The 12,491-nt window shown below is 45.5% G+C and carries 9 protein-coding genes and 3 tRNA genes; 10 read left to right on the forward strand and 2 right to left on the reverse strand.

Going from position 1 to position 12,491, the window contains the following annotated elements; genetic code table 11:
* Positions 1–6: 6 nt before the first annotated feature.
* Entirely contained in the window at positions 7–2,415 is a 2,409-nt protein-coding gene (locus HOP08_17100) for an FtsX-like permease family protein (GenBank protein NOT76650.1), read from the reverse strand.
* 278 nt (positions 2,416–2,693) lie between these two features.
* Between HOP08_17100 and HOP08_17105 the strand changes: the two genes are divergently transcribed.
* From HOP08_17105 to HOP08_17115, 3 genes are all read left to right on the forward strand, one after another.
* Positions 2,694–2,782: transfer RNA gene (locus HOP08_17105), tRNA-Ser, on the forward strand.
* 10 nt (positions 2,783–2,792) lie between these two features.
* A tRNA-Arg gene (locus tag HOP08_17110) sits at positions 2,793–2,866 on the forward strand.
* A gap of 81 nt (positions 2,867–2,947) precedes the next feature.
* A tRNA-Pro gene (locus HOP08_17115) sits at positions 2,948–3,021 on the forward strand.
* Positions 3,022–3,252: 231 nt separating this feature from the next.
* Here HOP08_17115 and HOP08_17120 read toward each other — a convergent pair.
* The gene (locus tag HOP08_17120) at positions 3,253–3,444 is read right to left on the reverse strand and encodes a hypothetical protein (protein NOT76651.1); all 192 of its coding nucleotides are present in this window, start codon (positions 3,442–3,444) and stop codon (positions 3,253–3,255) included.
* Between the two features lie 1,325 nt (positions 3,445–4,769).
* Here HOP08_17120 and HOP08_17125 point away from each other — a divergent pair.
* From HOP08_17125 to HOP08_17155, 7 genes are all read left to right on the forward strand, one after another.
* On the forward strand, positions 4,770–5,324 hold the full coding sequence (locus HOP08_17125; GenBank protein ID NOT76652.1) for a cupin domain-containing protein: 555 nt from the start codon (positions 4,770–4,772) through the stop codon (positions 5,322–5,324).
* A 617-nt stretch (positions 5,325–5,941) separates the two neighbouring features.
* Positions 5,942–6,484 carry a DinB family protein gene (locus HOP08_17130; GenBank protein ID NOT76653.1) on the forward strand — a complete coding sequence of 181 codons (543 nt, stop codon included), beginning with the start codon at positions 5,942–5,944 and terminating at the stop codon, positions 6,482–6,484.
* A 547-nt stretch (positions 6,485–7,031) separates the two neighbouring features.
* On the forward strand, positions 7,032–8,003 hold the full coding sequence (locus HOP08_17135; protein ID NOT76654.1) for a VWA domain-containing protein: 972 nt from the start codon (positions 7,032–7,034) through the stop codon (positions 8,001–8,003).
* Complete coding sequence (locus HOP08_17140; GenBank protein ID NOT76655.1) at positions 8,000–8,839, forward strand: hypothetical protein; 840 nt, start codon at positions 8,000–8,002, stop codon at positions 8,837–8,839. The genes HOP08_17135 and HOP08_17140 overlap by 4 nt, the downstream gene beginning before the upstream one ends.
* Positions 8,840–8,869: 30 nt before the next feature.
* Positions 8,870–10,051: an acetyl-CoA C-acyltransferase gene (locus tag HOP08_17145; GenBank protein NOT76656.1), complete on the forward strand. Its 1,182-nt coding sequence runs from the start codon at positions 8,870–8,872 to the stop codon at positions 10,049–10,051.
* Between the two features lie 110 nt (positions 10,052–10,161).
* The gene (locus HOP08_17150) at positions 10,162–11,475 is read left to right on the forward strand and encodes a toxin-antitoxin system YwqK family antitoxin (GenBank protein ID NOT76657.1); all 1,314 of its coding nucleotides are present in this window, start codon (positions 10,162–10,164) and stop codon (positions 11,473–11,475) included.
* 63 nt (positions 11,476–11,538) lie between these two features.
* Positions 11,539–12,474 carry a phosphoribosylaminoimidazolesuccinocarboxamide synthase gene (locus tag HOP08_17155; protein ID NOT76658.1) on the forward strand — a complete coding sequence of 312 codons (936 nt, stop codon included), beginning with the start codon at positions 11,539–11,541 and terminating at the stop codon, positions 12,472–12,474.
* The last annotated feature ends 17 nt before the right edge of the window (positions 12,475–12,491 follow it).

A 12,491-nucleotide genomic window follows, 5' to 3' on the forward strand; every position in this document is an offset into this window, starting at 1 on the left:
AGGTCATCACTCCTGCCTCAACCACCTTACCGGATTCGAAGTAGCAACCCTGATCGTTTGAGACCATACCGTCACTAATGCCACTCCGGCAATGATCACTACACTCACTAAAACAAGAAGTGGCGTGATACTGATCTTGTAGGCGAAGTCTTCCAGAAATCCCTGACCCAGGATCACACTCACCGGAACTCCAATCATAAGGGCTATACCTACCAGCATCATAAATGATTTGCTCAGCAGCAGCAACACATCTGCCACCGATGCCCCCATTACTTTACGGATACCAATCTCTTTCGCCCTGATCTGCGAAGCATACATCGCCATGCCCAGCATCCCCAGACACGCAAGCGTGATGATCAGGAACGTAATGTATCCTATGATGACCGGAATATCCTTCATGCCCGCCTGATGATACGCCGCGTCAATCTCCTCGTCCATCATCTTATAATCCATCGCATGAACAGCATCATGCTTTTTCCAGATCACATTAAGAGATACTATCACCGACTCTTTTTGTGCCGGGTGGATCTTCGCACTTAAATACTGAAGCTTGCTGTTATTGTATCGTAGTGCCAGCGCACCGATCTTATTCGTCAACGGACGAAAGTGAAAGTCTTTAACAACTCCGATGATCCTTAGCATCATAGAATCATTTGCATAAATGGTCTGACCTAATGCATCGTTCGGATTCAGAAATCCGAAATGCGTAACCGCAGTTTCATTGAGGATAACATCTTTCTCTCTTCCCACCTGCTCCTCTGGATTGAAGTTCCTTCCGGCAAGGAAAACAAGCGACAGGTTTTCAATGTAGTGATCATCTACAGCAAAATCATGCATGTTCACCGACTGATCATCCTTGTTCTTTTTATAATCACCTGAACCTCCCTCAAATGTTCCGAGCTTATGCGATGCTCCGCCAACTGCTATCACACCCGGCACACTCCTGACTTCATTTGCAATCTTTTCAAAGGCAATACCCTGCAGGTCCATGTTGAGATTATCTTCCTGACTGATTCCATAATCTGCCGTCAGCATGTAATCCACCTGACGTGTTACCACCGACGCGATGATCACAAAGATCACCGAAAGTGTGAACTGCGTAACCATCAGGATCTTTCGCAGGGTGAGTCCTGAATAGATCCTGAGATTCTGAACATCCTTCAACACCTGTGATGGTTTGAACGCAGAGAGATACGCGGCTGGTAACGTTCCCGCCAGAATGCCCACCACCATCGCGAACAAAATGAAAATGATATACAGTGAAATATCTTCGTTGAATTCAAGCAGGAAATTCTGATTGAATGACAGTTGCAGAAATATATCTTTCAGAAACTGCAGCAGAAGGTATGAACACACCAGCGATGCCATCGAGAACACGACAGCTTCACCAATGAACTGAAGGAACACCTGATAGCGCTTCGCTCCCACAACTTTGCGTACACCTATTTCTCTTGCGCGCGACAACGACTTTGCAATGGTGAGACTCGTGAAGTTAAACACAGACATTAGTATGACGATGCCGGCAAGGACACCAAGAAAGATCAGGAAGAAAGCAGGCATCCCCTTTCCCATTTGTCCTGACAACTCAGGACCGGGAGTAATTTTATTTAAAGGCTGCAGGTAAAATGAATATGCGATATCGCGACCGTCTGATTTCAGACCAACACAGTATTTCTTATTGACTTCATCGAGAGCCTGCTCAATCTCTTCTGCCTTGTGACCATCTTTTAGTTTAACGTACAGATAGTTGTTATCATACGCACTCCAGTCGCTCATGGAAGGATTCATCTTACCATTCTTTTCAAAGGCAGGAAGATTGGAAAGAGAGCAAAGCATTTCAAAATCAAAATGTGTTTTACCTTTCAACTCTTGCAAGACACCGGTGATGATGAAGTCGCCATACCCGGCCAGTGAGATCGTTTGTCCGATGGGTTCCGCGGTACCGAATATTTTCTCCGCTGCGCGCTGAGTGAGCACGAGACTGTTGGCAGTCGCGAGCGCTGTGTTGGAGTTTCCTTTTACAAAAGGGAAGTTGAACACCTTTAAAAAAGAAGGATCCACGATGAGACCTTTAACAGGAACGCTGACATTATGGAAAGTGGCATCGCCGTTCAGATGCCGGCTGACACTCACGACCTGTTCACTGAAAGTATAGTCGTTGATAGCCTGTCCTAATGGCAACGGAGCTGAGGCGAATTCGATGCTTCCCCACTCGGGATGAAGGAGGCGGGTATTAACGCGATAGATCCGGTCGCTGTCGTGATGGAAGTTGTCGAACGAGAGCTGCTCTTTGATGATCATGATGATGAGCATACCGAGGGACATGCTGACGGAGAGGCCGATGATATTGATGAGCGAAAAGACCCTGTTGCGGAAGAAATTTCTCAGGGAAGTGATCAGAATATTTTTGAGCATGCGGCTTGTCGGTTTCAGGTGACGACCATGATATGCCAAATTCGCGCCATTGCGATTCCGGCATGAATTGAAAGATGATTCCTAAAGATGTGTACGCTAATGTCTTAGGTCGTTCGCAGGCGGACGATGAGCATATAGAACTGCTAGAAGCATTGTGGATAGATGCTGTTGATCACAGATCTATGGGTGAGCAATAGCATCAATTATAAGAAAGGATGGTTATTTGGGGGCAGTTATGGGAAAATTACTGGTAACGCCTATATTTGCCGACTGTTTAAGGAGAGGTGGGTGAGTGGCTTAAACTAACAGTTTGCTAAACTGTCGTACGGGTTAAACCGTACCGGGGGTTCGAATCCCCCCCTCTCCGCTCTACCTTCGGTCCGGTAGCTCAATTGGATAGAGCATCAGCCTTCTAAGCTGACGGTTCGGGGTTCGATTCCCTGCCGGATCACATTTTATTTCTTGCGCTTACGATAACTATTAATATCTTCGCGCCTCCAAATTTATTCTACGCTGAATTTGGATAGTAGTTCGGGGCGTAGCGTAGTCCGGTATCGCGCCTGGTTTGGGACCAGGAGGTCGTAGGTTCGAATCCTGCCGCCCCGACTTCGCCCGCTGAAACTTATCGTTTCAGCGGGCGTTTTTTTTATACATTCTTCGAAGAAATATTGGCATGCGGGCTACGTCGGGTGCGACCCGACCTCAATCCACACGCTTTAATGCCTGGAGAGATAAAGAATTCTATCGAAGCCAAATTCTATTTGAATATCCCAACCTGGTTTTCGAAAATATCAAGATACCCACCCCATATTGGGATCAAGAGGTGATTCGATTCTCTTACATAAACATTGTATCTACGAGTATTCTGATTCGAAGTATTTCCAATCGCTTTGCTAAATCACGTTCTTCATTCATTTTTTTAATCCAGGCAACCTTATCTTCTTCAGTTAAGATCAATTCATGCTGTGCTGAGCCAAGAGTTGAAATACCCGCCATTATTGTCACCACTAATGATAAAAATGTCCTCATTTTATTTCTTTAACTCTTAAGATGCTGGAGTATTTCAATTTCCATAAAGGAGTCAGAGATTTTCAAAAGTCCAGCTTGCTCATTTGTTTCAGACACTTACAAAAGATAGAATGTTACCACTCTCCTTCCTGCACCTTATACCGACAACCATTAGGGTGAGATAGGTCTTGAATCCGAATATCAACCGACTACACTCTGAATAGGATCCGAATAGACTCCGCGTAAGCATGGGAAAGGATCAGGCATGAATCAGAGAGGCAACCGAGGTGAATCAGAGACCGATCCGACATGAATCAGAGAAACATCAGAGAGTAATCAGAGGCGAATCAGAGAACAATCAGGCAAGAGACAGAGAAAAGCACGGTTTTATTGGGAAGCGATCAGAGACGCATCAGAGATTTATCAGAGAATGCAGCGTTTTTATCCGAGAATCATCAGAGAGCGATCAGAGAAACATCAGAGAAAGCATGCAATGGTAGCTGAAAAGTACGAGGAATGTCCGAGAAACGTTCGAGAAACACCCCCAAAAACCCTCAAATTGGGCTAAAAACGAAGAAAATGGAGTGTAAATCTGGAGGTGAATGTTAAAAGTGGCGATTTTGGGGTGATTTGGAGGTTTTGAGTTGTGCCTGGTAGAGTCACAGTTTAGTCCAAGCCTCAAAACAAGCCTAAAACGGAACCATATAGCACTAAAAAAGGCCATACGGCGTGGCCTGATGAGCGCCCGCTTTGGTGCTACAGGGACACGGATGCAGTGGGACCCTGCGAAGCTAACCAAAAGCGTCTCCTTGTAGTAAAGGAATATGGTAAGGCCTGAAGGGCCGAGATTTATTAGCGGCATGCGAAGCGTGCCGTATTAGAATGTGGAGATAAGCTTAAGCCCTGAAGGGGCGAGATTATGGTTTATAATTCACCATGAAACACTCACTATCATAAGCGTCGATTCCAATATGTGGTAATACGCAACTAACAATCTCGCCCCTTCAGGGCTTAATGCACTTTTGCATCCGAAACCCTGGCTAATAAATCTCGGTCCTTCAGACCTTAAGCTTGTAGCCATCAAGCATACTTCAAATGAACCGTGCTACCCAATATCAGCTTGCTGATGAGTACTCTTCAATTTACCTGCTTCCGTGTCTCCCGATATCTATCGGGACAATTTTACAGAAGCAAAAGTGTATTTATTTCTTATCCGTGCATCCGCCATGCCATATAGCCTTAGTGCTATAGGGTGTTCTCTGCATTTCTTTCCAAAGCAAACGGTGGTCCTGCATTCATCAAAAGCCATCCCCACCTCTGGGAATAATTTTTGTTGAGGATTCCGAATGGAGCAATTACCCATCACCATCGAATCCTTACACTCCAACGGCGGCGCACGAACTGTGACCCGTGCCGTCTTCCCTCCCGGTGCCAGCGCGGTCATGCATTACCATACCCAATACAATGAATCGTTCAGGGTAATAGAAGGTCAATTGATCCTCATCAAAAGCGGCAAGGAATTTAAATTGAACATCGGCCAACTGTCGCCCGAAATTGAGTTTACCGAAATTCATACCTACAAGAACAAGTCAGACCATGAAGTCATCGTCGATATAATTCTGGAACCCGGCCACCAGGGTTGTGAAGATTCAAATCTTATCCTCGCCGCATTGGCAAAAGAAAATAAGCTGGGCCTGCTCTCAAAAAAGTATAGCTTGTTCTGGCTCGCCTTCTACGACCTCACCAATACCATTCCCGTCGGACTTGCCAAAACGCTTTGTTCAATGGCTACATTTTATTACGGCCGTAAAAGGATAAAGAGATATCAGCGATTTTTGTTGTCGATGGTGGAGAACCTTCGTTTGAAAAAAGTTGAAGAAAAAACAGTGGCCACGGATTAAAAGGATCAAACCCAAAAGAAAAAGTGATCACGGATTCATGGATAAAAAGCAATACAGCTTTTGCTTAAGAAAGAGCATCAAAGGCCTGAAGCTCCTACACTGAAGCTTCAGCGCAGGATTAAGGGCGAGATTATGGTTTGATAATTCACCATGAAACATTCATCATCATAAGCGTCGATTCCAATTGTTAATACGCAACTAACAATCTCGCCCCTTCAGGGCTTAAATGCACGTTTGCATCGGAAACCCTGGCCTGCGGCCAGGGCTAATAAATCTTGACCCGTTGGGCCTTAAGCTTGTGGCTATCGATGACGCATGGTTCAAATAAACCGTGCTTACCAATATCAGCTTTGCTGATCCGCAAACTCAAAATTAACTGCATCTGTGTCAATCCATTTTTTACGAAATCAAAAGTGTTTTATTTCTTATCCGTGTATCCGTCGTCCTGTATTCATTTTCCAAAGCAAACGGTGGTCCTGCATTCATTTCTAAAGCAAAAGCTCCTCTTATCCTTATTACATCCGTATTCCCGATATCGGACAATTACTTAATTACCACCGCCCGGGTTACAAATAGAGAAATTCTCCTCCCCATCTTTAATGTATAAACACACCACCATGAAAAAGATCCTCCTCCTGCTTATCATCTCCTGTTTCAGTTTGTCAGCATTTCCAAAAGGACCAACTCCCGCCGCATCCCCAAGAGTCGATCAGATGATCGCTGACTGGGAACGGGCAAAAGCATACACAAAAGAATACCTCGATGCCGCTTCTGAAGAAGCCGTTAATTTTAAACCTTCTCCTGAAATGAGAAGCTTCGCAGAACAGATGCTTCACCTTGCCATGGGAAGTCAGGGCATTGTTGCAACGTCCACTGGCAAAGACATTTTATTCAAAGCCAACATTGAGAAGATGGAACAATACAAAAACAAGGAAGCACTCACCAAAGTGGTGATGGAATCATACGACTTTGTTATTGGTATCTTAAAAACCCTGGACGACCAGAAGCTTGATGAACCGGTCAAGTTCTTTAACGGTCAAACCTATACCCGTGGCACAGGAATCAGCAAAGCATTTGAACACCAGACTCACCACCGCGGACAAACAACAGTTTATCTGAGATTGAAAGGAATTACACCTCCGGGAGAAAAGCTTTTCTGATGGGTGATAGGTCGGTGATAAGGTCGGTTCCTTAGACAAAAATGTTACATACCTACGGCACGCCGGTGCAAATTATGCACTACATCGACTACAAAGATCAGGTCCCGCTGGGACCTTTAACTATCGCAATGAGGGTTGTCAGAGGGGAGCGCTAAAAAGACTGTTATGAGGTAACCCAATGTGACATGTAGTTCGTGGTCCCGGAGGGACCCAATCTTTGTAGAAAAAGATGATTTAGTTGGACCAGCATGCCGTAGGTACGCAACAATGATGAACGATTGCATTTGAAATATTCATTGTAATCATGGGTTGAGCTCCAAAGCAAACACCGTCAGTTATGCCCCGCAGCTTTAGCTGCTTCGGTGTAAATCCATTTTACGAAAGCAAAGGTGGTTTTATTACTATCCGTGCATCCGTGTTTCTGTATTTTTTCTCTGCAGCTATGGTTTTACTCTAGCCTCCAACTTTCCCTCAAATAATCTTACCAACGGTCGTTCCCCACCCCAAATCACTCGAAAATCTCCGGGAACTATACTAATTTTACCCCATGGTCTGGTTCCGTGATTTTACCTGGGTTGAAATGGTGCTCGTTGGAGCATTCGCCGTTTTTTATGGCCTCTACCTCGTCCGCATCATCCGCATCAGCAGGGTCCTCTCCACTCCTTTTTATACCGTATTCGTAAAGCTCGCCATCCGCACGCTTTTCTTTATCCTCATCATCGTCGCCTTCCTCGGTCCCTCCTTCGGCGACTCCAAAAAAGAGATCAAATCCGTCGGCAAAGACATCATGATCTGTGTCGATCTCTCCAAGTCCATGGATGCATTCGACATCCAACCTACCCGACTGGAGAAAATAAAATTCGAACTTAAGAAGGTCGTCAACTCTTTCACATCCGACAGGATCGGCGTCATCATCTTCTCGTCAGAGGCTTTCATGCAATGTCCTCTCACCTACGATCAGAATGCTCTCGACCTCTTCATCGAGACCATGAACACCAACCTGGTCCCTGCTTCCGGCACCGACTTCGGACCGCCGATGAAAATGGCCCTGCAGAAACTGGAAGATCAGGAAGGCGCAAGAACCAATCAGAAATCAAAAGTGATCATCCTCATCAGCGACGGTGAAGACTTCGGTGAAGAAACCGATCAGATCGCCAAAGAAGTTGAAGAGAAAGAGATCAAAGTTTTCACCCTCGGCATCGGCACGGAGAAAGGTAGTCAGATCAACGCCGGTCGCGGTGGATACAAGCTGGATCAGCAGGGAAAAACAGTTATATCAAAATTGAACTCCGCATCGTTAAAGAAGCTGGCGAACCAGACCAGCGGTCAGTATTATGAGATCAATGAGTCCAGCAACGACGTGAACAGAATGATCAACACCATCAGCAAGATCGAAGGAGAAACCCGTGACGCCCGAATGGTGGACGTTTCCGCCAACCGGTACTTCTACTTTCTGTTAGCGGCACTGATATTGCTCCTGCTGGATATAGTCCTTAGCATTAAAACGGTAAGCATATGATCAAGTACTGTATTTTTCTTTTGATGCTGCTCTTCATTGATCCTCCCGGCAAGATCACTAAGGTCAACAGTGCAAAGGCAGAAGCGAAGAAGGCTTATCTCGCGGGCGACTACAAAGCGGCAGTTGCTCAATATAAATTACTCGATTCACTGGGCGTGAAAGAAGATGAGGTCAGCATGAACCTGGCTCACTCCTATTTCCAGCTCAAGGATACAACGAACGCACAGAATAGTTATCAGTCCCTTACCACCAGTGCCAATCCCAAATTCCGTTCCGTTGCCAATCAACAGCTCGGCGTGTTAAACAACCGCAATGGAAAGTTTGAAGAGGCATTGAATTATTTCAAGAGTGCATTGAAGGCAGATCCTGCCAACGAGGAAGCACGGTACAATTATGAGATGCTGAAGAAGAAGCTGGAAGAAAAAAAGAAAGAGGAAGAGAAGCAGAAACAGCAGGACAAGGATCAGAAGAAAGACGACGAGAAAAAAGACGATAAGGACAACAAGGATAATAAAGATCAGAAGAAGCACGATCAGCAAAAGAAAGACGACCAGAAGAAGAAGGACCAGGAGAAAAAAGATCAGGACAAGAAGGACCAGGAAGAAAAGGAACAGAAGGAGAAAGAGCAGAAAGAAAAAGAGGAGAAGGAAAATAAAGATCCCAAGGACGAAAAAGAAAAGCCTCCTTCCACTTCCAAGAAGCTGAAAGACATGAAGATCAGCGAAGAGAAAGCAAAGATGGTGCTTGAAGCCATGAAGAATCAGGAAGTGCAGTATCTTCAGCAGAATAAACGCAAGGCAACCAAGCCAAAGAGCAAGGGCAAGCCCGATTGGTAATTTAACACAGAGGTTTAAAGACATTATCATATGAAAGAAGTCTACATCGTTTCTTCCGTTCGAACTCCTATCGGAAGCTTTGGAGGTTCACTGGCCGGTCACACTGCTGTAAAGCTGGGATCCGTTGCCGTGAAGGGAGCGATTCAAAAGATCAACCTTGATCCCAAGCTGATCCAGGAAGTCTTCTTCGGAAATGTCATCTCCTCAGGACTCGGACAAGCTCCTGCCACTCAGGTAGCAGTAGGTGCTGGACTTGGTTATGAAATCCCATGCACACTTATTAATAAAGTATGTGCATCCGGAATGAAAGCAATTATGGTGGGTGCTCAATCCATCATGCTGGGACAAAATGATATTGTTGTAGCGGCAGGTGCGGAAAGCATGTCCAACATTCCTTACTATCTCATGAAAGCCCGTACAGGATACAAGTTTGGTAACGGCGAACTTCTCGACGGACTTACTTATGATGGCCTGACCGATGTTTACAATCATTGCGCGATGGGTGTCTGCGCCGACAACACAGCAAAAGAAATGAAGATCAGTCGCCAGGATCAGGACACTTATGCCATCAACTCCTACAAGCGATCAGCAGCAGCATGGGCCGCAGGAAAATTTAAGGATGAGATCATCCCGGTAGAGATGGTGGGCAAGAAAGGCGACGTCACACTCTTTGCTGAAGATGAAGAATACAAGAATGTGAACTTCGATAAGATCCCGGGATTGAAACCGGTCTTTACAAAAGAAGGAACGGTAACCGCAGCTAATGCATCCACATTGAATGATGGAGCCGCTGCCGTGATCCTCATGAGCAAAGAGAAAGCAATAGAATTAGGCATCAAGCCAATTGCAAAGATCCTTGGCTTCGCAGATGCAGCACAGGATCCGATGTGGTTTACAACAACACCATCCCTTGCCATTCCGAAAGCACTGAAAGCTGCAGGTGTCGACAAGAAAGATGTTGGATATTATGAGATCAATGAAGCATTCTCGGCAGTGGCCATTGCCAACAACATGCTTCTCGGACTTGATCCTGAAAAAGTAAACATCAATGGCGGAGCCGTTTCATTGGGACATCCCCTGGGAGCATCCGGTGCACGCATCACCCTTTCACTTGCCAACATCCTGAAGCAAAACAATGCAAAGATCGGGGTTGCCGGGATCTGTAACGGAGGTGGCGGGGCGTCGGCAATTGTTATTGAAAATCTCGGTTAATCCAATGATGTGCTGATAAGAATGACGCCGTCAGAATTATTAGCAGATCATTTTGAAATAACGAAGGAACCGGAGCGTTCGAAACACACCTAACCTTCAGATACTACAGCATGCTTCGTATACTGTTTCTCATTTTACTGTCGTCTTCTACACTGTTTGCCCAAAAGCAGATCAAGGTCTACTATGATGGAGCCAAGCGGCATGTCATGGAAGATTATTTTGTCAGCGCTGAGAACGACCAGCTACTCGACGGACCTTACAAAAGATTTTATCCCAACGGGAAACTTGAGATGGAAGGCGCCTACAAAAACGGTTACCGCTCCGGAGCATTCATGGAATATTTTATCAATGGAAAGCTTCAGAGAAAGATATCCTACCTCGACGGCATGCGTCATGGTCCCGTGGAAGTGTATGATGAGACCGGTGCACAGATACAGAAAGCTTCCTATCGCAACAATCAACTGGTAGACAGCATTAAATCGTATTACGAGTCAGGTGTTACCAAACATGAGACGATGTTCGTGAAGGGTAAGCCCGATGGTCTGATGGTTGAGTACTATTCTTCCGGAAAGGTCAAGAAAGAGATCACGTATAAGAATCGTAAGCCCAACGGTCCGACAAGAAGCTTCTATGAAACAGGCGTCCTTGCGGAAGAAGCGAATTTCAAAGACGGTATCATCAATGGCTTTTACAAGACCTATTACCGGAACAGTCAGCTGGAAACAGTTTCTACCATGAAGGATGGAGAGAAGACCGGCAACTTTAAAAACTATGATGAGCAGGGTCACCTGATGCTGGAAGGATTCTTCACCAACGGCAGACTGACCGATGTCAACACTGCTTACTATGCGGATGGAACGGTCCGTCATAAATTCCAGTATAAAGATGGAGCGAAGACCGGAAGTAATTATGAATATCATCCCAACGGAAAGACAAAGATCAAAGAGACGGTGTCGCTCAGCGGGATCGATGTAATGGAAGAAGGATATAATGATCAGGGTAAGGCCACCTATGAAAAGAATTTCCGGAAGTCAAAACCTTTTGGTGTGTGGAAATTTTATGGAGAAGATGGAAAGACACTTACGTTGAAAGAGACCTATCTGAATGGTCAGCTGCATGGCTTGCGCACAACCTACTATCCCAACGGAGAGCAAAAGGCAGAAGAGACCTGGCAGTTCAATCTGATCACAGGCACGGTAAAGAATTATTACGAAAGCGGAAAAGTTGAATCCGTTTGGGAATATCGCTCCAGCAGGCCGCATGGATTATTTACATCCTACCATGAGAACGGAAAGATGAAAGAGCAGGGAGAATATGTCGCTGGCAAGAAGCACAAGGAATGGAAAGAGTTTGATGCATCCGGCGCGCTCCAGAGAACGTTGGTCTTCAAGGCCGGGATCCTGGCAGAAGAAAAGAAGAACTGATCCGACCGACATTTTTCACAAAAGTCTAGGCTAACCAAGTAGTTTACTTTTACTTTGAGGCCGATGACCGCCATAAAAGAAACCAACTTCACACTCAAAGGACAAACAGGATTTTATCGTGGCAAAGTCCGTGATGTGTACTACTTCGGCGACCGCATGGCCATGGTTGCCACCGACAGGATCTCTGCTTTTGATGTGGTATTACCCAAAGCGATTCCTGATAAAGGAAGAGTGTTAAACCAGATTGCGGCCATTAACCTGAAAGCAACAAAGGATATCGTTCCCAACTGGGTGGAGGCTTCTCCTGATCCCAATGTTACCATCGGATTCAAATGCGAAACCTATCCTGTGGAAATGGTGGTGAGAGGATATCTCGCAGGTCATGCTGCCCGTGAGTATAAGGCAGGAAAAAGATTATTGTGCGGAGTGCCGTTACCGGAAGGTCTTAAAGAAAACGATCCGCTTCCCCATCCCATCATCACACCAACTACCAAAGCACATGTGGGGCATGATGAAGACATTTCAAGAGAAGAAATACTTAAAAGAAATCTGGTATCAGAGAGTGAATACAAGACGCTGGAAAAGTATGCATTGGCATTGTTTGCCAAGGGCACTGAACTGGCAGCACAACGCGGGCTTATTCTGGTGGATACCAAGTATGAGTTCGGCCGGCACGCTGGCAAGATCTATCTGATTGATGAAGTTCATACACCTGATTCATCCCGGTATTTCTATAAAGAAGGGTATGAGAAACGTCAGGCTGCGGGTGAAACTCAGAAACAGCTTTCAAAGGAATTTGTAAGACAGTGGTTGATTGAAAACGGCTTTCAGGGGAAGGATGGTCAGAAAGTACCGGAGATGACAGACGCCATTGTGCTCTCCATTGCTGACCGATACCGCGAATTATACGAGCAAATGACGGGAGAAAAATTAACTACGCTTAATTCAGGTTCTATTTTGGAACGAATTGAAGGGAGCATCGTTAATTACCTAAATTGAATTACTTTTGAGGCCTG

Source organism: Cyclobacteriaceae bacterium (assembly GCA_013141055.1).
Taxonomy (GTDB): Bacteria; Bacteroidota; Bacteroidia; order Cytophagales; family Cyclobacteriaceae; genus ELB16-189.